The sequence below is a fragment of the Schaedlerella sp. genome (assembly GCF_056796775.1).
This window is the reverse complement of the sequence record NZ_JBQIKP010000002.1, coordinates 85,957-107,644: the sequence shown is the minus strand read 5'-3', so window position 1 is coordinate 107,644 and position 21,688 is coordinate 85,957. Positions and strand designations below refer to the sequence as shown.

The following is a 21,688-nucleotide window of genomic DNA, read 5'->3' as shown; positions in this document are numbered from 1 at the left end:
TTTATTATATTAACCGATACATACTAATTTTATACCGCCTTCCAAAGGCAGTGGAAAGTACTGCTAAAAGAAAGAAACAGTCCGGTAAAAATCCAGGGCCTTGAGAAAGCCTGAATTTTTACCGGACTATTTTTTTCTTACCTATAAGGGGTATAAGTCGTTATTTCCCGACAGCCCCTCCGCCTTGACTATGTATTCGGTTTTATTTTTTTGCAAATGTAAACCGGTCTACCAGCTGCTTCAAGCCCACAGCCTCTGCCGAAAGCTCTTCGCTGGCCGCCGCGCTTTCCTCCGCCGTAGCGCTGTTGCTCTGTACGACCGTAGCAATCTGGTTGATCCCGTCGTTGACCTGCTGAACCGCGTCTGACTGGTCGTTGGACACTGACGCGATCTGGTCAATGGATTCTACCATGGACTGGATGCTTGCTACAACTTCTCCAAGGGCTTCCGCCGTATTCTTCGCGATCTCGGCCCCTGTCTGCACTGCCTCTGTAGAATGGGCAATGAGCACGGACGTATTCTTGGAAGCCTCCGCGGATTTGCTCGCCAGGTTGCGCACCTCGTCTGCCACAACCGCAAAGCCCTTGCCCGCTTCGCCTGCCCTGGCCGCCTCTACTGCCGCGTTCAATGCCAGGATATTGGTCTGGAACGCAATGTCCTCAATGGTCTTGATGATCTTTCCGATCTCATCTGAACTGGAGTGGATCCGCGTCATGGCATTCATCAGCTCCTGCATCTGGCTGTTACAGGTAGATACAGCCTCTCCCACATGATGAGTCTGCTGACGGACATCCAGCGCGCCCGCCGCTGTGTTCTTCACCTGACCGGATATCTCACTCATCTGCGCCGCCAGCTGCTGTACAGAGCTGGCCTGCTCCACGGATCCCTGGCTCAGATTCTGAGCGCTGGAGGACACCTGGCCGCTGGCATTGGATACCTCGTCTGCGGACTCATTAATCTGCCGCAGGATATCGCTCAGCTCTACCTTCAGGTTACGCATGGAAACCAGAATACTCTGGAAATCCCCCACGTATGCCTCCCTGTTCCGGGATTGGATATTCAGATTCTGATTTGCCATCTCTTTCAGCAGATAGCCGATGTCATGGATAATGGCAGATAAGCCGTTTACCAGCTCTGCCGTGGATTCCGTCAGCAAGCCGGTCTCATCCCTGCTGACCACTTCCGGAACCGGAGATTCCAGATCTCCTTCTACCAGCAGGCGCATACGCTCCGCGCATGCTTTCATAGGCCGTCCGATGCTGTTCGCCAGCCGCAGGGCCACGAAGATGGAAGCCAGGATAGCAAGCACCATCATCACCAGATTGACCGCAATGTCAAAATACATGGAAGAAAGATAATCCGACTTCGGGGCAACCACTGCCACGCTCCACCCGGATGTACCGTTTACCGGAGCATAAGCCGCAAACATCCCTTTCTTTCCACTCTTGTAGCTTCCGAAGCCATTCTTGCCCTCCCGCATGGCCGCGTGGATCTCTGCCAATTCCTTTAAGGAAGAATCGCTCTGCGCCTCATTTTCAATATTCTGGACTGTAATGGTCTCCAGTGTGGTGTCTGCAATGGTATCCCCGGTGCTGTTGATCATATAGGCCCGGCTGTTCTCACTGACACTGATCGAGGAAACAATGTCATTCAGAAATGTTTCGTTAGGCACGAAGTAAACGACTCCCGCGATCCCGGCACTCTTCTCTCCTCCTTCATAGATCGGCGCCGCCACCATGATCGACAGTTCACCCGTCACCTTGCTGATCAGCGGCTCGGATACGTAGACATTGCCCTGCATGGCCTGCCTGACATATTCGCGGTCGGAATAATCATTTCCATCGAAGATACTGATGCCGTCCGCGCCCACAATATTCCCCCTCTGGAAATTGTGCATGCTGGCTCTTTCATCAATGATGGAGCGCTTTTCATCCAATGGAACCTCTTCGTCAAGCAGCTGCGCGATGCAGCCTGTGTCCATAGCGACATTCTTGTAGGCAGACAGCTCCTGTTCAATACGCTCTGCCGCCAGAGTTGCAGTCTCACTCATCATTTGGTCCACAGTCGAAATGGTGCTGTTGTAATTGAGGGTAATGCTGGACGCGCCTACAGCGAGCTGTGTAGCCAGAACCGTCACCATCAAACAGAGGGTGATTTTTGTCCGAATGCTTTTCATTTCTTTTTTACCTCCTGTTTTTGCTTGTTCCTTAGTGAACCACAAATCATATCACCAATGATATTATATGGATTCTACTATCGGTTTGTCAACTGGATTCTGACAGTTCTTTCCATATTTTTCGCCTGTTTGTTACAGGTCTCACATAGACCAGGCGCGCCCTGTAGCACCTGTTTTCATCCTGACTTTCACATGCGCCTGAATGCTGCGTTTTTTCTCTTCAATGCAGGTATTTCTCTGCAATCTTCCGCAGCTTCTCCGGATCGGAGGCAAACCATTTTTCATAGGTGGTCCGCTCTGCCTCTACCGCCTGTCCCAGCTCTGCGAAAAATGCAGGCATGTCCTTCTGCAGCATCATTCCCCACTGCTCTCCGAACCGTTCCCTTCCTTCTGTATCTGAACCGTTGACATGGAAGGTAAACGCCGGTTCCGCCGCGCCGTCGATCCTCTTGACACCGCCGTGGAATCCCAGAGTTCCGATCTGATGGGTGCCGCAGGAGGAGGTGCAGCCGGAAATGTGGATCCGCGGCAGTACGCCGTCCCTGAAATGGTATTTTTCCACTTCGTCGAGAACTGCTTTTAACGCCCCCTGTGAATCCCGCAGTCCGATCTGACAGACGGTGCTTCCGATACAGGCTACGGAGGTCTCGAACAGGTTTCGCGCGCTGTCGGAGGTGACTGCCAGAATCTTCTCCGCTTCCTCTCCGGTCAGGTTGATGATATAGATCTCCTCATCCGGTCCAATCCGCAGCTCCACATCCTCCATCGGTTCCACCGCGGCATACAATTCCGCAAATTTTTCCGGACGGGGTACGCCGCCCACCGGATGATAGCGGACTGCATACAGGCCGTTCTGCTTCTGAGCGATGATCCGGTTTCCGGAAACCCTCGTGCCATCCGCGGATTTCTCCACCGGGGTTTCCTGCACGGCGAGTTTTAAGTCCTCCTCCCCGGCTTTTTCCAGCATTTCCAGAAAGGCCGCCTTATAACCCTCCGCCCCCAGCTCCGCCTGCATATAGCGGGTCCGGGACTTGGCTCTGCTTTCATAGTTACCGTGGGCAAGGAAGGTATCCACCATTGCCTTGATGTAATACAAAATTTCTGACGGCTGTACCTGCTCCGCTACCTTTACTCCCATCAAAGGGTTATTTCCAAGGCCGCCTGCGCTGTATACGTCAAATGTGCCGTCCTCTCTGGCCGCGAAGCCCAGGTCGCGGAAGGTCACATGGGTTTCATTGGCCGGGGAATTGGAAAATCCCACTTTCAGCTTCCTGGGCAGCTTCACCTTCTTGATGAAGCCCAGCAGATAATCGGATGCCGCCATCGCGTAGGGCATCACGTCGAAGCACTCTCCCCTCTCTACGCCGGAAAGCGGAGAGGCCATGACATTTCGCGGGAAGTCCCCTCCGCCGCCCCTTGTGATGATCCCTGCGTCAAATGCTTTTTCCATGATCTCACAGACATCCCGCTCGCTCAGATCGTGGAGCTGGATGGTCTGGCATGTGGTAAAATGAACCCGTTTCACCTGATATTGCGCAATAATATCCGCCACAAATTTCAACTTTTCCTTTGGGAGCCTCCCGCCCGGCAGGCGGAGACGGAGCATGCTCACCTTGCCGCCCCTCTGGGCATAGCTTCCGAAGCCGCCGGAGAATCCCTTGTAATCCTTCTGGCTGACTTCGCCCGCATAAAATTTTTTCGTCATCTCACGGAAGTCGGTGAGATCATTTTTAAATTCCTGTAACAGCTGTTCCATTTTTTATCCTCCTTTTTATATATAGTATACCCGAACGTCCGCCCAAACAAGTCAAAAAAAGTTAGTTTTTCCACAAATTTTCTGTTAGAATAAAGTATAGCAAAAAGACAAGGAGGAAATATAGCAATGGCACTGATACAAGTAAATTTTCTGTCAAAATCACTGATGCGGACAGTTCCGCTCCATGTCATCCTTCCGGTGGACAAGCTCACGTTTCCGGGGATGCCGCGGCGGGAAGAGAAGCCCTTCAAGACCTTATATCTCCTGCACGGCATTTTCGGGAATTATACGGACTGGGTATCTGGTACGAATATCCAGAGATGGGCGGAGGAAAAGGATCTGGCTGTGGTCATGCCGTCCGGCGACAATATGTTCTATGTGGACCAGGAGGCTTCCCACAATTACTACGGGGAATTGATCGGACAGGAACTGGTGGAGATCACCCGGAAGATGTTCCCGCTCTCCCACAGGAGGGAGGATACCTTTATCGCCGGACTGTCCATGGGCGGATACGGCGCGATCCGAAACGGTCTGAAATACCACGATACCTTCGGCTGTATCGCGGGTCTCTCTTCGGCCATGCTCATCGACGGGCTGGAAGAGCGTACCAATGACGCGCCGTTCTTTATCGAAAGAAGGGACTTTGCGGAAAGCTTTTTCGGGGATCTGTCCAAAGTAAAGGACAGCGATAAAGATCCGAAATGGCTGGTGAAGAAGCTTCTGGAAGAAAAGGCTGATCTTCCGAAAATATATATGGCATGCGCCGTAGAGGATTCCCTGCTGGAACCCAACCGGGACTTCCGTGACTGGCTGCAGGCATCCGGGGTGGATGTGACTTATGAGGAAGGGCCTGGTGCCCATGAGTGGGATTTCTGGAACCGGTATATCAAGAAGGTGATCGACTGGCTACCGCTGGAAGAAGATGCGGGAGCAGGGGTGAACAGCGGAAATGTTGGAATCTGACTGTAACGCGGAGGCCAAATAGCTGCCTGAGTTTTTTCCAACTGTACGGTTGCAATCCGAAATCTCAGTTTTATGCAATTTATTGCAATAAAACTGAGATTTTGGATTAGCAACCTACTCATAAATGAGCAAAAAGCGGCTGCGTTAGCAGACGTTAGAGTGCGTAAGCTCGGTTTTTGCGAATGGATGAGTAGGTTGGAGGCTCTTTAGAGCATCCAACCGTACAGTTGGAATTTATTCAGCCCGTCTGTATCTAATAGCAGGGTAAAAGACTTCAGGTTTCTTATACAGTCTTTCCTTTTTCTACAAATACCTGGAATGTATCTGTCCCTTTGAGTTCCTTCCCTTCGGAGATCACTACATTTTTATCGGAGATCACAAACTGGATATCTGCCCCTGCTTCAACCACGGTATCCTGCATGAGCACACAGTTCTTCACCTTCGCTCCCTTGCCGACCTTCACGCCTCTGAACAGGATGCTGTTCTCCACTTCACCCTCGATCACACAGCCGTCAGCCGCCATGATATTTTTCACCTTGGAGCCCGGTATGTATCTGGTCGGGTTGTCATCACGGATCTTGGTGTAGATCGGATCTGCAAACAGCGCGTCCACATTTGCGTCATCCAGCATCTTCATATTCTCTTTGAAATAACTTCCCATGTCGCTGATCCGCGCGGTGTAGCCTTCGTACTTGTAGCCCTGCACGTTCAGGGTGACAAGGTGAGGTGAAAGGATATCCCGCTCGTAATATACATAGCCGCGCACGGAAGCCTGTCTGATCTGGTCGATCAGCAGTTCTCTCTCAATCGCGTAAATGTTCATCGAGAAATTCTGGATTCCGCTGGACCGGGAATTAATCTTGATATTGTTGACACGGTTCTTTTCCAGATCCAATGTATAATACAAAGCCTTGTTATCCGTCTCAGCCTTCAGCGCGCTTTCCGGAAGCTCCTCCTCCGTATAGGCAACCGTCACGTCCGCGCCGCTCTGGATATGGGCATCCAGAAATGCGGAGAAATCAAAGTTCACCGCGATATTGGCATCTGACATGACCACGTATTTTTCCTTCTGGTGCTGCAGGAAGCTTAACACGCTTGCCAGCGCTTCCACGCGTCCGTTATAGATCTTTACATTCTTCTCAGCAAACGGAGGTACAATATTGAGACCGCCGTTCTTGCGGGTCAGATCCCACTCACGCCCAGAACCCAGGTGGTCCATGAGGGAATGATAATTCTGGCGCACGATGATGGAAACATTGTCGATCCCGCTGTTCACCATACTGGATAAAATGAAGTCGATCATGCGGTAACGTCCCGCAAACGGAATGGAAGCCATCAGACGGTCCGTCACCAGCTCCGGTACTAAAGCGTCATAACTATTTGGGAAAATGATGCCCAATACATCTGCATTTGAATTTACCATTGCTCTTCACCGTCCTTTACATTATGATTGACCATGGCATTGGGGCCGATCTTCGCATTGTCCCCGATCACTACGCCCGAGCCAACGGTCGCTACTCCGTTCTCACCGCCGCTCGGCATAGCTCCGACTCTGGCGTTCTCACCAATCACGACGTTCTCCGCTACGATACAGTGCTCTACCACCGCGCCGGATTTGATCACACTGCCGCCCATGATCACGGCGTCTTCTACCTTCGCGCCCGGCTCTACCTTAACGCCCGCGAACAGGATGGAGTGCTTCACATCTCCCGCAACCCGGCATCCGTCAGTGATCATGGAATCCTCTACCACCGCGTCCGCGCCGATCTTGTGGCCGGTCATACCGCTGTTCCGACTGTAGATCTTCCAGTTCTCGTCAAACAGGTCGATGCCGCTGTGCTCCGGATCCAGAACCTCCATATTGGCCTCCCACAGTGAGGAAATAGTTCCTACATCCTTCCAGTATCCGCTGAAACGATATGCATACATGGTACGCTCGTCGCGCAGAAGATTCGGAATGATGTTGTTTCCAAAGTCATTTTCGGAATTGGGATCTGCTTCATCCTCTACCAGATACTTTTTAAGTACATCCCAGTTGAAAATATAGATACCCATGGAAGCCAGGTTGGACTTCGGATTCTTGGGCTTCTCCTGGAACTCCGTGATCTTGTCGTTCTCGTCCGTTACCATTAGGCCGAAACGAGGAGCCTCCTCCCACGGCACTTCCATAACAGCGACACTGAATTCCGCGCCTTTTTCCTTGTGGAACTTCAGAAAATCGCTGTAATCCTGCTTGCAGATCTGGTCTCCTGACAGAATGATGACGTACTTCGGATCGTAACGCTCAATGAAGGAAATGTTCTGGTATATCGCATTTGCGGTTCCCTTGTACCAGTCAGAGCCGGATGCCTGCTGATACGGCGGAAGCACATGGACTCCTCCGTGCAGACGGTCCAGATCCCACGGCTGGCCGTTGCCGATATACTCATTCAGAACGAGCGGCTGATACTGGGTCAGAATGCCGACAGTATCAATGCCGGAGTTTACACAGTTCGACAGCGGAAAGTCGATGATACGATATTTTCCGCCGAAAGGAACTGCAGGTTTTGCCAGATTCTGCGTCAGGGCATACAAACGTGAACCCTGACCGCCGGCAAGAAGCATTGCAATCATTTCTTTTGCCATATCTTATCCCCTATTCTTTTTTAATATTATGCAGCGGCTCGGGACAGCAGGCTCCAGACAGGTCTGCCGTTCCGGATCGTTACAAAATTGTAAATAAATTGTAGCACAAATTTCGGAGAATAGGTAGTCCTTTTCCGTTCTTTTTCTGTTCTTTTTTCAATACCTTTGCCACGCCAATTTTTCTATCTCGCACTGATGCTTTTTAAGGGAATACTACTAAAAATATCCAGTTCTAATTTTGTATCATAGTAACTTTATTATCGACTGAATATAGACTTTACACCAAAATTTCCTTTTGATATAATACAGCAAAGGCATCCTGCAATTGCAATATGAACGAATTTTAAGAAAAAGGCGGTGATTAGATGACACGATTAGAACTTTTAACGGTATTGCTTTCCATAAAAGCACTGTTGGAAAGCGACAACAAGGATAAGGCTTTAGAGCTTATCAATGAAGTAATCGCAGAAGCCAAGCAAAAAGATGCAAAGTAAATGCAGCAAGGTGTAAAGTTTTTCACGAATCAGATGGAACTTTACACCTTTTTGAAATTATATAGCTCTCCACTTTGAAACACGGTTTTTATCGTCAGCCGCACGCATTGCATTGGCGGATTGTTGTCTGCTCCATTTCCACTCATAATGCCGTCTTCTATTCCGCCGTACCGCGTCTGATCTTCTCCGGATATATCACCGTCCATTTTCCCGCATTCCGCTGTCATGCTTCCGCCCATCTGCTCTGCCAGCCGGCGTGAGATCGCCAGCCCCAGTCCCGTTCCGCCCTGGCTTCTGGCACGGTCTCCGGTGTAAAACCGATCGAACATCCGGCGTACATCCTCTCCGGTCAGGTTCTCCGCGTCATTCCTGCAGATCAGTACAGGACTTTCTGCTTCCCTGACCTCCACTGTCAGCTGATCCTTTGCATAGCGGACCGCATTCTGCAGCAGGTTGCCGATGATCCTGGACAGTGCGTTTTCGTCTGCCTGAATGAAAACCGGTTTTTCCGGGATGTGGATCTGCGCCTCAATGCCTGCGTCCTCGAACTGCTGATAATACCCCAGCACCTGCTCCCGGCACATGCGGGCCAGGTCCACCTGCTGCAGTTCCATTTTTATATTGCCGGAAACCAGTGTGGAAAATTCATAAAACTGGTTGATCAAATGCTGGAGATGCGCAGACCTGCGCCGAACCACTTCCAGATATTCCTGCTCTTCGCTGTCCAGGCTTTCCCGGTCGATGAGCTTTAAGTAACCCTGAATGGCGGTCAGCGGGGTACGCAGGTCATGGCTGATATCCTCCAGCTGCCTTTGAAATTCCCGCTCCCGCTTTTCACAGGAAATGCGTTCCGCCCGGATCTGTTCCAGAGTCTGGTTGAGCGTGACCAGCAGTTCTTCCATTTCACGCTGGGAAGCATGCAGCTTCAGGATCCGGTTTTCTTCGATCTGCCGCGTGATATCCGCAAGGTCTTTATTGATTTCCCGTATGCTCCGTTTCAGCCGTGTATAACGTATACCGCAGTAAAACGCGGCGTAGACCGCGATTGCCAGAACAATTCCAAACATTTCTTGCATTCACCTCGGATCAAAGCAATTTTGCATATTCCTTCAATAGCATTTGAGCAAAACATTTACACCTGTACGGATGGATGCTCCAAGGAGCAGCCGTACAGATGGACAAATCTTGCATACAAAACTCACACCCCACGGCCGTCACATTGCATTTCAATCAGGAAATATCTTTCTTGCGGATCCCACAGATTCCAACCGCGCCGAACAGAAGGATTCCAACCGCGCCTACGATCATTTCTTTCAGAAATCCTTCCGGATGCATCCAGAGGGCATCCATCTGCATACTGCCAAATGCCACGCTCACTTCTGTACTCAGAAAATTCCATGGCAGCCAGCTGGCGATCCGGGCGCACGGCTGAATCTGCATTCCCAACAGGCGAACGGCCAGCGGAATCAGGTACGTCACGGAGGCCCAGCCGATGCTCACCTGGATCTCCTTCTGAAAGATCTGGTTCAGCGCCACGGTCAGAACCACAGAAGCCAATGAAAACGGTAAATTTGCCGCCGCGCCTGTGAGCAGCACTTTTAATGGAAGTGTGGATTCCAGAGGCACGGAAAAATCCGCTTCCAGAAGAGCATACGTGGTTAAAATATAGACTGCAAGGATCACGGCCGCGCTGATCATGGCAACGATTCCGTATACGATGCATTTCCCGATGAAAATGTGGATCCGGTTCATTCCGCCCGCGACCGCGTTTTTCATGACTCCGTTTTTATATTCATCGGAGGACAAAAGCATCACGACCAGAAAACCGCCGATATAGAATGCCTGCATATCTGAGATCGGCCAGATAAGGGAAAAGCGCACGGTTCCATAATAAAATCCGGGCGCATAAGTCATAAACAGAAACAGCACCACATTCATGAGAACCAGGAGCGATGTCAACGCTAGGGTCAGTAAGTAGATCGTCCTTCCATGCAGGATCCGGTAAAATTCGCTTTTCATATAATTTGCCATTATAATTTCCCCCTGTTCTTGATATTGACGTAATAATCCTCCAGGGACATGTGATGCTTATCCAGTCCCTGCACGCCGATCCCGTGCTCATATGCCAGGCGTCCGTACCGGGCTGGCTCCTCCGTGGGATTGGTGATCCGTACGGTTCCATCCTGCAGAATCCGGTATGTTGTATCCGGAGACTCCTTTTCCAGGACGGCTGCATATTTATCTGATTCTGACAGGCGAAGGTCAATGTAGTTTGCGCATTTTTCATAGAGCGCATTTGCGGAAATCTCTTCCAGCATAATGCCATGGCTCATGAATCCGTATACTGTCGCGATCTGCTCCAGCTCCGACAGGATGTGGCTGGACAGGATGATGGTAATCCGTTTTTCCTGGTTCAGCCTCTGCAGAAGCGCGCGTGTCTCGATGATGCCGCTTGGGTCCAGACCGTTGATCGGTTCGTCTAACACCAGCAGCTCCGGTTCCCCTAAGAGGGCAAGGGCAAGGCCGAAGCGCTGCTTCATCCCCATGGACAGCTTTTCGCATTTTACCCTTCTTTTTTCCAGAAGATTGACCGTGTGAAGCACCGACTCCACCCTGTCCTTTCCCGGAATCCCGCGCTGAATCCGGTAATATTCCAGATTCTTTTCCACGCTCATTTTCGGGAAAAATCCGGCATTTTCCACAAGAGCGCCCATGCGGGAACGGCTTTTTTGCATTGCTTTTTCGTCCTCCTTTCCAAAGAGGCGGATATAGCCGCCTGTGGGAAAGATCTGTCCTGTGACCAGCTTTAAAAATGTGGATTTTCCGGCGCCGTTGTCCCCGATCAATCCGTAGATATCGCCCCGGTGGACGGTAAGATCCACATGATCCAGGGCCGTCAGATCATTGTATTGTTTGGTAATGTCTCTGGCTTCAATGACTGCTTCGTTCATGTCTCTCGACTCCTTTCTGTTTTCCTGAACATCTTCCGTCTACATATGGAATCATAGCAGCCGGAGGATTAATTTGTCCTCAAGAAAGATTAAAGAAATCGTAAAGGAGCTTTTAAACATCATACTATACAATCACTTCCAAAATCTGTTTTCCGTCATATACATTCTCCGTTACTCCGATCCGCTTATGCTTATTGAGCAAGCTATTCCTTATATACCGCGTTTCATCTTGAACCCGATTCCCCAAACCGTCTGGATATATTCCTCATCCGGATCTGCCTTGGCCAGCTTTTTACGGATGTTGCTGACATGGACATTGACCGTATTGTCTTCCCCGTAGTATCCGCCCTTCCACACCTGTTCGTACAGGTTTTCCCGGGAATAAACCTTGTCCGGATTCTGGATGAGCAGAAGTAATATGTCAAATTCATGGGCAGTCAGAGGGATCTCTGTATCCTTTACTAAAACCTGACGCGCCTCCGGATATACGGCCAGGCTCTTGAAGGTATACGATTTTGTTTTCTTGTCTGACACTGTATTCAGCTGTTCCGTCCCGCATCTGCGCAGAACCGCGCAGACACGGGCCAGGACCTCTTCTGGTTCGAAAGGTTTGGTAAGGTAATCATCCGCTCCGTCCATAAGCAGCTCTACCCGGTCATGAAGGCTTCCCTTGGCGGATAAGATCACGACCGGAATGGAAAGCCTGCGTTCCCTGCGGATATAATCCAGCAGCTCCTCCCCGGTCATTCCCGGAAGCATTAAGTCCAAAAGAAGAAGGTCATAGACTCCGGCCTGGAGCAGCAGCCTGGCCTCCGTCCCGGAAAATGCCTGCTCCGGGACATAGCCGTTTTTCTTTAAGATTTTATAGAGCAGACGGTTGATGTCCGCATCGTCTTCCACGATCAAAACACGGGGGGTTTTCCCGGTATCCCGCATTGTAAGCACCTCCTGAATCAGTTTCGATATCCGCAGCTTTAGAATATATTATAAATGACTTTAGAAAAAAGTACAATTCTGATTTAAAGCGCAGGTTATTTCAGCTCCATGATCTCTGCCACATCTGCAATCTGTTCCAGCGTGTAGCCTTTTTTATGCATACTCATGATAGATAGGCACGCAGCGCCTTCGTATACTGCAGCGTTTTCTCCCCCGCCAGCTTCGCCGCGCCCAACGGATAGGCGTCCGGCAGGATCGCCGCAGTCACCTCCGGCTCCCAGTAAAAGACGCCGCATTCTTCCTGTCCTTCCTGCTCCCGCATTGCCCCGATGCAGTCCGACACGATCTTGTAGGTTCCCTCTTCGTCATGATCCAGGCCGCCGACCTCTGCGATCATCACCGGTTTATGATATTTCCGCGTATACTCTTTCAGCTTAGTCGACAGCACGTCCTTGTCACTCTCGAACTGCTCCCAGTACGGATAATAAGAAAATCCCAGGATATCTGTCTTTCCCTTTTCCGCAAAAAAATTTTCCAGAAAGGGCATACACAGATCGTCATTCAACACTGATGCCAGATGGGTAATCACCTGGCTTTCCGGGCACACTTCCTTGACCGCGTCATAGCCGGCGTTCAGAAAACGTACCAGCTGCCTTGGCGCTTCTTTCAGGCTTCCCCTTGGCCACAGGATCCCGTTGTTGATCTCATTGCCCACCTGAACCCAGTCCGGGGCGGCATCGTGCTCCACGAGCAGGAGCATCACCTCTCTGGTGCGCTCATAGATCCGCTTTTCCAGCTGCGGATCGCTGTCATCCAGCCATTCCTCCGGAATGTCCTGATGCTCCGGGTCAGCAAAGTGGTCGCTGTAGTGAAAGCCCACCATCAGCTTCATGCCGCTCTTCTTAATCCGTTCAGCCATCTGAACGACATGCGCCGCGTCGCAGAATCCCAGCATGCAGGTCTCATCCTCCTGCTTCTGCCAGAAGGCCTCCCTGGGAGGATTGACAAAGATACGCAGCCGAACCGCATTTGCGCCCAGCTCCTTAGTGGCTTCCAGGAGATCCGTCTCCTTTCCGGATTCATCCAGCCACCGGTAGCCCATGGATTCTAACTGGCTCGCCCAGCCCAAGTCTACACCGTAAATCATTTTTTTCATATTGCATATTTCCTTTCTCTCACTGTTTTGTGTTTCCTGTCCTTTCATAAGCTGCCGCCGGTTTTGTTCTATCATCGGCAAATGACATTCATTACTTTTTTCTTGCTATTTCATACTTAATTTCCTTTTCTGTTATTATAGATAATTCCCAAGTAAATGGCAATAAAGACGGCACAATTATCGTCAATAACGGGAATCATGGGTTACATGTCACACACTGACAGCCTGCTATTACGTTTGACTAACCGCAGCTCCGCCACATATAATGTGAAAGAATAAAATCTGACAGAAAGAATGAGGTGAAACACATGAAGCAGCACAGGTTCTGGGCATGGGCAGCCGTTTTCTGTATGGTCATGGTATTTTATACCGGCTATGAGCATAAGTAAATGAAATGATGTGGGAAGCTTGCCGCCGGTACTCTTTCCGCATACAGCGAAATCTCAAGGACAAAATAATCTACTTACAGCAGGAGGAAAATTATGAGCGATATTTTGAAGATGAAAAACGTATTTTTATTTGCAGGTGGAGTTTTATTTGGAACGGCAGGGATCAAGGCGCTCTCCGGGAGAGACGCAAAAAAAGTATATACAAACTGTACCGCGGCCGTACTGCGGGCGAAGGACTGTATCCTGGATACGGTAACTACGGTACAGGAAAACGCAGAGGATATCCTGGCCGAAGCGAAGCAGATCAATGAGGAGCGCGCCGATGAGGAGGCGTCCTGTATCGTGAACGATGAGCACAGAAAAGATGCCGGTTCTGCGGAAAGTGTTGTAAAAGCGGCGGAAGCGGCAATGAATTATAAGGAAGAGGCGGAATAAGTGAAATTTATAATCAAGCATGAAATCTCCGGAAGGCTCCGCATCCATCTTCATGCCGCCCGGCTGACCTGCCGTGAAGCGGACTGTCTGCTGGCCTATCTGGAAGCCATCCCGTCCATCACCCGCGTAAAGGTCTATGAGCGCACTGCGGACGCGGCCATCTATTATACCGGTGACCGGGACGCGCTGCTCCATATCCTGCGCCTCTATCAAATGGAAAATGCCCGAGTATCCGGGACGGCACCCATTCATTCCGGGCGGGAGCTGAATGCGGCCTATCAGGAAAAACTGGTCAGCCAGATACTCTGTCGTATATGTACGAAACTGTTCCTGCCCTCCCCGGCGCGCGCGGTATGGACTGCCGTCAGAGCCTGGCGGTATATCCGTAAGGGGATCCGCAGTCTTTTCAGAGGCAGCCTGGATGTATCCGTACTGGATGCCGCGGCCATCATGGTCTCACTGCTGCGCCGGGATACCGAGACTGCCGGATCGGTGATGTTCCTGCTGGGCATCGGCGAGATCCTGGAGGAGTGGACCCACAAAAAGTCCGTGAACGACCTGGCCCGGAGCATGTCCCTCAACGTCCGGAAGGTCTGGCTGAAAACCGATGGTCAAGAGGTGCTGGTTGACCCGAAAGAGATTTCCCCAGGCTGTCAGGTCGTAGTACATATGGGAAATGTGATCCCATTTGACGGAAGTGTAACGGAAGGAGAGGGAATGGTCAACCAGTCCTCTCTGACCGGAGAAGCTCTGCCTGTGCACAAAGGGATTTCCAGCTATGTGTACGCAGGCACGGTTTTGGAAGAGGGCGAATTTACAATAGAGGTTCGCCATACCTCGGGCGCGACCCGTTATGAAAAAATCATCGCCATGATCGAAGAATCGGAAAAGCTAAAGTCCTCCCTGGAAGGCAAGGCGGCCCGGCTGGCCGACAGACTGGTTCCTTATACCCTTGCCGGAACCGGGCTTACCTGGCTTGTCACGGGAAATACGACGAAGGCATTGGCTGTATTGATGGTCGATTTTTCCTGCGCGCTCAAGCTTGCCATACCAATCGCCGTTTTATCCGCCATCCGGGAAGCAGGAACCCACCGGATCACCGTAAAAGGCGGCAAATACCTGGAGGCCATCGCAGAGGCCGAGACCATTGTATTTGATAAAACAGGAACGCTGACAAAAGCCCGGCCTACCCTGAAAATGGTAGTTCCCTTCTGCGAATGGGATGAAAATGAACTGCTCAGAACCGCGGCCTGCCTGGAAGAGCATTTTCCGCATTCCATGGCAAAGGCGGTGATCCGGGCCGCGCAGGAACGCGGGCTGGACCACGAGGAAATGCATTCCCATGTAGAATATATTGTAGCGCATGGGATCTCATCACAGATTGACGGGAAAAAAGTGGTCATCGGCAGCGCGCATTTCGTATTTGAAGATGAAAAATGCCGGATCCCCGAAGGATATGAAGCGCGTTTTGCAGATCTGCCGAAGGAGTATTCTCATCTGTATCTCGCCGTTGAGAATCGGCTGGCCGCAGTCCTCTGCATCGAAGATCCACTGCGTGAGGAAGCCCCATCGGTCATACGGGCCCTGAAACAGGCCGGCTTTAAAAAGGCCGTCATGATGACCGGCGACAGTGAACGAACGGCGGCAGCGGCAGCGGAAAAAGTGGGTGTCGATACATATGACTCAGAGGTGCTTCCGGAGGATAAGGCACGCTTTATTGAAACAGAAAAAGCTGCCGGAAGAAAAGTGGTGATGGTCGGCGACGGTATCAATGATTCTCCCGCACTTTCTGCGGCGGACGTAGGGATCGCTGTCAGCGACGGAGCGGAAATCGCGAGGGAGATTGCGGACATTACCATATCCGCCGATAAGCTGGATGATCTGGTGACCTTAAAACTCCTCAGCAATGCTCTGGTTCGGCGTATCCGGCATAATTACCGGCAGATTGTTGGAATCAATACCGTATTGATCCTGCTGGGAATCAGCGGAATCCTGCAGCCTGCAGTTTCCGCGACCCTGCATAATCTGTCCACTCTGGGGATCAGTCTGCAGAGCATGCAGAACCTGCTGGCGGAAAACAGACCCTGACAGCATTGTGTAATTAGCAATGGATTTTGTACCAGCTTCTGTATTGCCGTTCAGAACAGAAATGTTACTTTTTGTTCCTGATCAGCGCCTTAAATGCCTCATAGCTTTCCGCGCTGATCAGGTGCTCTATCTCGCAGGCATCCGCGCTTGCCGTCTCCTCATCTACTCCGAACCCGGTCAAAAGCTTCCGGACCGTATCGTGCCGTTCATAGATCTCCCCGGCAATCTCTTTTCCCCTGTCTGTCAAATGCACCTCACGCGTTTTATCATCCAGAAACAGATATCCTTCTTCTGACAGTGCCCTCAGCGCAACCGAAACCGTTGGGCGGGAAACCTTCAGCTGATCGGCTATGTCGGCGCCGTGCACTTTCTTCCGTTTTGAAATCGTATAAATTGCTTTCAGATAATCTTCTACGGTCTTTTTTTGTTTCATTTTCCATCGCCCCGTGATGTCATTGCTAATTTTTATTAGCTTCGCCTAACTTCTATTCAGAAAAGAGGCGGTCACATTTCGTTAGTGACCGCTAACTATTTTTACTATACTTGATACCGACCGTTTTTGTCAAGAATATTTTATATCGAGTATGCTTTTCAATGGGCTGGATGCGTTATCCCACTCCATATCCTCAAACCGGATGAGCAGCACATTCCCCCACTTCTCTGCCAGCTCCCGGCATCCGACCGTAAAACCGCTTTTCGAAAACAAGATCAGCACATTTTTCTTATAATGGAACAATGCGCTCTGGTGCTGCAGTTCTTTCAGCTCCGCTTCCGAGGTCAGCTCATTTCTCCACTTGCACTCTGCAAAGATGGCTTCGCCCTCCTCATTATCCGCAAGGATATCAATCTCTGTCTGCCGCTTCTCCACCGGATCATTGCCCCACCATCGGCCCATATCCTGAAAGTCAACCGGCAGGTTTCCTTTGAGATTCTCCTGCCACAGATACTGCTTGCAGATCTCCTCGAACACGAACCCCATGTATGCTGGGATCTGCTTCTCTACCCGCTGGTACGCCCTGTCCCCGGCCCCCTGTCCGATCAGAGACAGGTTCGCCGGAACAAAACGATACCAGAACTGAAACATGCTGTCTGACAGCTTATAGATTGTCTTTCTGGAGTGCTCCGCCTTATATGGAAATTCCTTCTCAATGATGCCGATCGACATCAGCTTGGAAATATAATTGCTGGTCGCCCCCGTGTCGTTCAATCCGGAAGCACCGGATATCTCGCTGATCTTGCTGGATCCGGTGGCAATGGCTTTGATGATCGCGTTATACTGCATCGGCTCTCGGCATTCCTGCTTGATCAGGTTCCCCGGCTCCTCAAACAAATACGCCGACATTTCAAAAAAATTGCTTTTGATATTGTCCTCCATTGACCTTCTGTCATCCAGCTTCGACATATACAGCGGAATCCCCCCTGTAATCCCATAAGCCAGAGCCAGATCCTCCTTATCAAAATACTGGTAGTATCTGCCGCACTCGGCAAATGTGAACGGCCGGAGCTTCATCTGCGCGGTTCTTCTCCCGTACAGCGGGCTCTGGTAACCCAGTACCTGGTTCTCCATGAAAGAAAGGGAGGATCCGCACAGAATGAGCATCAATTTGGATTTCAAAAACTTGTGATCAATAAAGGATGCCAGCAGTGAGGAAATCCCGCCGTAGCAATTCGCCAGGTACGGATATTCATCAATCACAAGTATGACCCGCTCATCCTTCGACATCCGGTAGATCAGCTCCAGTGCCTCATTGAAATCCCGGAACACGGTCCCAATCTCCACTCCCGTAAAGACAGACATGATACTGGCGCTCAGGATCTCCAGGTTCTGCTTCTCATTGGAATCAATCCCCGGGTAAAAAACAGCCTTTTTGTCCTTGATAAACTCACTGATCAGAGTTGTCTTGCCGACCCGTCTTCTTCCATAGATCACAACAAACTCAAAGGCGTCACTCTGATACAGCCTCTCCAGCGTCCCCATTTCCCGTTCTCTTCCGATAAACATCCTGCCACCTCACCTTTTATATTATTCAGTTTTAAAATTGCTGTATTATGATTAACTAAATTACAAATAAGTAAATTACATCTAACTTTATTATGGTATACTATAGTAAAAAAGTCAAGAAACTATTCTTGTATTTTTGCTTATTGAGTGACTGTGAATAGTAACCTTATTGACCTTGTAAATAAAACAGTACATTGTCATCTTCTTTTTTCTGATCGTTATTCTGTGTGCTTATTTTATAATTTCGGGTAAATTGAATGAAAGCCGCAAATTAGCCGATGAGCGCAATACCGATAATATTACATATGCGCAATATATGGCAGGACAGCAGGCAGAAATGGATGATGCAGACAAGGAAAAAGTTAAACAGGCCGACTTAGAAAGGAGTTTGCAGGAAGTGATCCAGTCCATCGTTGAAGGCAGCGATTCACTGGTCAGTATCCATGACTTCAACAGTGCTGACTTTTCCGCTTCTGCTGTTTCCGTAACCTTATATACCGAACAGGGAAATGACATCTCACAAGAGCAGAGGGACGGAATTGTAAGGACGATGGCAGCATGGAGGATCTGCCCCAGGATAACATTACCATCAATATCAGTGCCCACGAAGCTTAAGCAGAGACAGTGATTGAAATTGTATATGATACGGAGCGTCGGATAAATCTGCCGCTCCGTTTCTATTTCCGAGAAGTAACGAGCCTTTCTTACACAGATATTTGACGGCCGCCGTGAGAGTCAAAGCCCCGCGTCTGTCTGCGGCAGCCTGTACTGATATTCGGTGATTTTTTCCAGCCCGTCCTCAAGCACTTGGTTTCCCAGATACCTAGCGCTTCCATCCTCCCGGATCTGCAGCGTAAGCACATGGCTCATCACGCGGTCTTCCCCCATGGCTTCGCAGACCGCGTCGATCGTAAGCGACGTTGTTCCGTCCGAATTTTCCTGAATCTCTCTCACCTCCGGGATGGAATTGCTGAACCAGTTGGCCATGTAGGTCAGCGGCCCCAACCGTTTCCATCCATAGGTCTGTTTTTCCCCGTCATATACCGCATACCTGGCAAGCTCTTCCACGGTTACAGGCAGATATTCTGTCATCAGCGTTTCAAATTCTTCTTTCGGAATCCCGTCCGCATAGGTTCCCAGCCCCATTGACTTTTCATATTTTAAAGCAAACAAGTACTCGTACAGGCCGTTGTAGTCCAGTTCTTCCAGATGCCCGGCATCCCAGTTCGAACGAAGCAGGTTGTTGCCCAGATACCCGATGGGAAGCAGATATTCTTCCGCGATTCTTATGTACTCTTCCTCCATGGGCTTTACCCGGAGCAGGTTGTGTCCGTTCGCAAGCTCTGTCACATCCGGGTATTCGGGCATGCAGTATTCATAGGCAAACCAGCCTTTCTCCGTGTATTTCCAGTCTTTGATCCTGTTGAGCGAGCTGCCTGCGATCGCCGGATCGTCTTTCGCGTTCCATGTGGATATCGTGTCGATCACATACAGTTGCGTACCATCAAAAAGGAACCGGCTCCTGTTGATTCCTCCGCCTGCAGTGATATAGTAGAGCGTCAGTTCACCTTCGCTTCCATCCAGGCATTCTTCCAGGAACTGTTCCATTTTTTCATAGTTTCCCATGGTGTAGTGAAAACCCGCAGCAGTCACAGGGCAGCCGGTCTCCTGCAGGGCTTCATACATTTTAGAAATGGATTCCCCGTCCGGTGTGGGATTGAGTGAGTCCCCTTTGTCTGATCCCGCATAAATACCGCGGATCCTCTCCATGGCTTTTTTGCAGTCGGCTTCCGCTTCTTCCTCTGCGGATTGCGAGAGCGGGAGGTTATAGCCCTTTTCCAGCGCTTCTTCCATTCCGGGCTGCTCCCGCTCCATGAATGCTTCTGTAAAATCTTCATCTGCATTGATATCTTCCTGAGCGTTCGTTACTATCGATTGCATTTTCTTACCCTGCGCCGGATCCGCTTTATGAGCATCACTGCATCCGGTCGTTACAGACAGGGTCATTGTCAATATGATAAAAAGGATCATTTTGTTTTTCTTTTTGATCGTCATGCTGCCTGACCTCCTTTTGTTTCTGCCTCTGTATTTTTCATATTGCTGCTGTTCTATCTCGTTACAGGCCACACCCTGACCAGGCATGACCTGTAACTCTATATCTACTTAAAAACTGTGTTTGCAGTATTTCTAAATTTTACAGCAGCAGAAAGTGGAAGTCAATATGGCAGCAAAAAACCGCACGGTTCCCCACGTCCGATGGCGAGCCAGTTTAAGCTCACGCTCCCTGTACTTAATCGGACTGCTGCCATGGAGCTTGTGTAAAAAAAGTGCGTCCTGTTGTGTTTCTTTCGGAAGTATAATATAATAAACAAAAAAATGAACATCCGAACTATTTCAGATGATAGGGCTGGAAAGGAGTCGGAGCTTATGGAAAAACGGCAGGAATATTTCCTGATGAACAGAGATGAAAAAGTAATGCTGTTTACATCTGCGAAAAACGAATATGGAGAGGTATTGCTGGAAGAGCAGGAGGTTGTCGACATTTTGCTCCCGCCGGGATTCGAGGATATCCAGAGTTTTATCGCGCATCGGCAGGCTCCGAAGCACAGGAAGCACATCCTGAAGCTTCTGCGCCGGGCTGGATGCGAGGATCTGGAAGGATTTCTCCGGGTGTCAAAGGCGTTAAGCCTGAATGATACTTTCTGGGTCAAACCCGCCAAGAGCCGATTGTGCTGGAAAGAAGTATCGCTTTACCAAAATGATTTCAATGAAGTGATCGCGCAGATTGCGTTTGACGGTGGAGATTATGAAACCGATTTTTCCTCCACATCGCCGGAATACGGGACAGACGGATTCTATGCAAAATGCTGGATCCGCCGGAAAGAGCCACAGAATGGGCCGGATTCGTCACAGAGCGCGCCAAGTCCATCTGCGGCCAGTAACATATACTTGCTGAAAACCGGATCCGACACCTGCGGGATCGAGCCTTTTTCCGATTTTTATGCTTCGCAGCTCGCGGAGGTGATCTGTCCGGAGGCGGTACATTATGAGATCGGAGAATGGCATGGAAAGATTGTTTCCTTTTGTCCATTGTTTACATCCGAAGCAAAAGGATATGTTCCGGCAATAAAAATGTTAGATGGGCGGAAACATAATAAAATCTCCTATCTGATGGAATATTTTTCTGAATTAGGGCTTGAGGATGCGTTCCGCAGAATGATCGTGCTGGACGCACTGGTCATAAATGAAGACCGCCATGCGGGAAATTATGGCTTCACGGTGGACAACCGTACACAGGAAATTCTTGGTATGGCGCCGATGTTTGATCACAACCGCAGTCTTTTGTACGGCTGCAGATCGCTGGAGGAAGTACCGGAGTATCTAAAGCAGCAGCTTCCAAGAATTGGGACGGACTTTAATACCGCGGCTCACAGCCTGCTGACCCCGCAGCTTAGACAGGAATTGCTGAACCTGAAAGGATTTCATTTTCGGCGGGATGGGGAATTTGATCTTCCGGAGGAACGGATGCTCATGCTGGAACAGGTTGTGAACCGCCAGATCTGCAATATTCTAAAGGGAACAAGCTTGTATCATTACAGGGCGTAGAATGATTGCTTGTCAATGGACTTGCAAAGGATGCAGCAAAAAACAGCAAAATTACCTGCCAATCTATAGATTGGCAGGCATACGTTAAGGCTTGTTCCTCCGGATTTAACC

19 protein-coding genes are annotated in these 21,688 nt (G+C 50.0%); 7 read left to right on the top strand and 12 right to left on the bottom strand.

Annotation, left to right across the window (positions count from 1 at the left end; all coding sequences use genetic code 11):
- Positions 1–202 precede the first annotated feature (202 nt).
- Together ACTOY7_RS01605 and ACTOY7_RS01600 are read right to left on the bottom strand one after the other, a co-directional pair.
- Complete coding sequence (locus tag ACTOY7_RS01605) at positions 203–2,176, bottom strand: methyl-accepting chemotaxis protein (RefSeq protein WP_160282568.1); 1,974 nt, start codon at positions 2,174–2,176, stop codon at positions 203–205.
- Between the two features lie 220 nt (positions 2,177–2,396).
- Positions 2,397–3,932: a nitrite/sulfite reductase gene (locus ACTOY7_RS01600; RefSeq protein WP_482670335.1), complete on the bottom strand. Its 1,536-nt coding sequence runs from the start codon at positions 3,930–3,932 to the stop codon at positions 2,397–2,399.
- Positions 3,933–4,058: 126 nt separating this feature from the next.
- Here ACTOY7_RS01600 and ACTOY7_RS01595 point away from each other — a divergent pair, with 126 nt between their 5' ends.
- Complete coding sequence (locus ACTOY7_RS01595) at positions 4,059–4,895, top strand: alpha/beta hydrolase (RefSeq protein ID WP_482670334.1); 837 nt, start codon at positions 4,059–4,061, stop codon at positions 4,893–4,895.
- 283 nt (positions 4,896–5,178) lie between these two features.
- On the opposite strand, the gene glgD is transcribed toward ACTOY7_RS01595, so the two are convergent.
- Positions 5,179–6,318: a glucose-1-phosphate adenylyltransferase subunit GlgD gene (glgD, locus tag ACTOY7_RS01590; protein WP_160282449.1), complete on the bottom strand. Its 1,140-nt coding sequence runs from the start codon at positions 6,316–6,318 to the stop codon at positions 5,179–5,181.
- A complete protein-coding gene (locus ACTOY7_RS01585) occupies positions 6,312–7,520 on the bottom strand; it encodes a glucose-1-phosphate adenylyltransferase (RefSeq protein WP_160282448.1) in 1,209 nt (402 codons plus the stop codon). The genes glgD and ACTOY7_RS01585 overlap by 7 nt, the downstream gene beginning before the upstream one ends.
- Positions 7,521–7,885: 365 nt before the next feature.
- Between ACTOY7_RS01585 and ACTOY7_RS01580 the strand changes: the two genes are divergently transcribed.
- A complete protein-coding gene (locus tag ACTOY7_RS01580) occupies positions 7,886–8,014 on the top strand; it encodes a hypothetical protein (RefSeq protein WP_300886359.1) in 129 nt (42 codons plus the stop codon).
- Positions 8,015–8,055: 41 nt separating this feature from the next.
- Here ACTOY7_RS01580 and ACTOY7_RS01575 read toward each other — a convergent pair whose 3' ends face one another.
- The 5 genes from ACTOY7_RS01575 to ACTOY7_RS01555 form a co-directional block, all read right to left on the bottom strand.
- Positions 8,056–9,081 carry a sensor histidine kinase gene (locus ACTOY7_RS01575; protein ID WP_482670333.1) on the bottom strand — a complete coding sequence of 342 codons (1,026 nt, stop codon included), beginning with the start codon at positions 9,079–9,081 and terminating at the stop codon, positions 8,056–8,058.
- Positions 9,082–9,244: 163 nt separating this feature from the next.
- Positions 9,245–10,045 (bottom strand): hypothetical protein, encoded by an 801-nt coding sequence (locus ACTOY7_RS01570; protein WP_482670332.1) that lies wholly within the window; start codon positions 10,043–10,045, stop codon positions 9,245–9,247.
- Positions 10,045–10,965 (bottom strand): ABC transporter ATP-binding protein, encoded by a 921-nt coding sequence (locus ACTOY7_RS01565; RefSeq protein ID WP_482670331.1) that lies wholly within the window; start codon positions 10,963–10,965, stop codon positions 10,045–10,047. The genes ACTOY7_RS01570 and ACTOY7_RS01565 overlap by 1 nt, the downstream gene beginning before the upstream one ends.
- A 210-nt stretch (positions 10,966–11,175) precedes the next feature.
- Entirely contained in the window at positions 11,176–11,901 is a 726-nt protein-coding gene (locus tag ACTOY7_RS01560; protein ID WP_160282444.1) for a response regulator transcription factor, read from the bottom strand.
- Positions 11,902–12,064: 163 nt separating this feature from the next.
- On the bottom strand, positions 12,065–13,057 hold the full coding sequence (locus ACTOY7_RS01555; protein ID WP_160282443.1) for a glycosyl hydrolase 53 family protein: 993 nt from the start codon (positions 13,055–13,057) through the stop codon (positions 12,065–12,067).
- Positions 13,058–13,365: 308 nt separating this feature from the next.
- Between ACTOY7_RS01555 and ACTOY7_RS21495 the strand changes: the two genes are divergently transcribed.
- The 3 genes from ACTOY7_RS21495 to ACTOY7_RS01545 all read left to right on the top strand — a co-directional run bounded on the left by ACTOY7_RS21495 (position 13,366) and on the right by ACTOY7_RS01545 (position 15,969).
- Positions 13,366–13,446, top strand: coding sequence for a DUF6219 family protein (locus ACTOY7_RS21495; protein WP_489744052.1), 81 nt, complete (start codon positions 13,366–13,368; stop codon positions 13,444–13,446).
- Between the two features lie 93 nt (positions 13,447–13,539).
- Positions 13,540–13,881 (top strand): DUF6110 family protein, encoded by a 342-nt coding sequence (locus ACTOY7_RS01550; protein WP_394683638.1) that lies wholly within the window; start codon positions 13,540–13,542, stop codon positions 13,879–13,881.
- Positions 13,882–15,969 carry a heavy metal translocating P-type ATPase gene (locus ACTOY7_RS01545; RefSeq protein ID WP_160282441.1) on the top strand — a complete coding sequence of 696 codons (2,088 nt, stop codon included), beginning with the start codon at positions 13,882–13,884 and terminating at the stop codon, positions 15,967–15,969.
- A 64-nt stretch (positions 15,970–16,033) separates the two neighbouring features.
- Here the strand turns inward: ACTOY7_RS01545 and ACTOY7_RS01540 are convergent, their stop codons facing one another.
- Entirely contained in the window at positions 16,034–16,402 is a 369-nt protein-coding gene (locus ACTOY7_RS01540; RefSeq protein WP_160282440.1) for a metal-dependent transcriptional regulator, read from the bottom strand.
- 129 nt (positions 16,403–16,531) lie between these two features.
- Positions 16,532–17,971, bottom strand: a complete 1,440-nt coding sequence (locus ACTOY7_RS01535; protein ID WP_160282439.1) for a DUF234 domain-containing protein — start codon at positions 17,969–17,971, stop codon at positions 16,532–16,534.
- Between the two features lie 337 nt (positions 17,972–18,308).
- Between ACTOY7_RS01535 and ACTOY7_RS01530 the strand changes: the two genes are divergently transcribed.
- Positions 18,309–18,599, top strand: a complete 291-nt coding sequence (locus tag ACTOY7_RS01530; RefSeq protein WP_160282438.1) for a hypothetical protein — start codon at positions 18,309–18,311, stop codon at positions 18,597–18,599.
- A 107-nt stretch (positions 18,600–18,706) separates the two neighbouring features.
- Here the strand turns inward: ACTOY7_RS01530 and ACTOY7_RS01525 are convergent, their stop codons facing one another.
- Positions 18,707–20,026, bottom strand: coding sequence for a DUF6070 family protein (locus ACTOY7_RS01525; RefSeq protein ID WP_482671996.1), 1,320 nt, complete (start codon positions 20,024–20,026; stop codon positions 18,707–18,709).
- 372 nt (positions 20,027–20,398) lie between these two features.
- Here ACTOY7_RS01525 and ACTOY7_RS01520 point away from each other — a divergent pair, with 372 nt between their 5' ends.
- Positions 20,399–21,577 carry a HipA domain-containing protein gene (locus ACTOY7_RS01520; RefSeq protein ID WP_482671995.1) on the top strand — a complete coding sequence of 393 codons (1,179 nt, stop codon included), beginning with the start codon at positions 20,399–20,401 and terminating at the stop codon, positions 21,575–21,577.
- Positions 21,578–21,688: the final 111 nt, after the last annotated feature.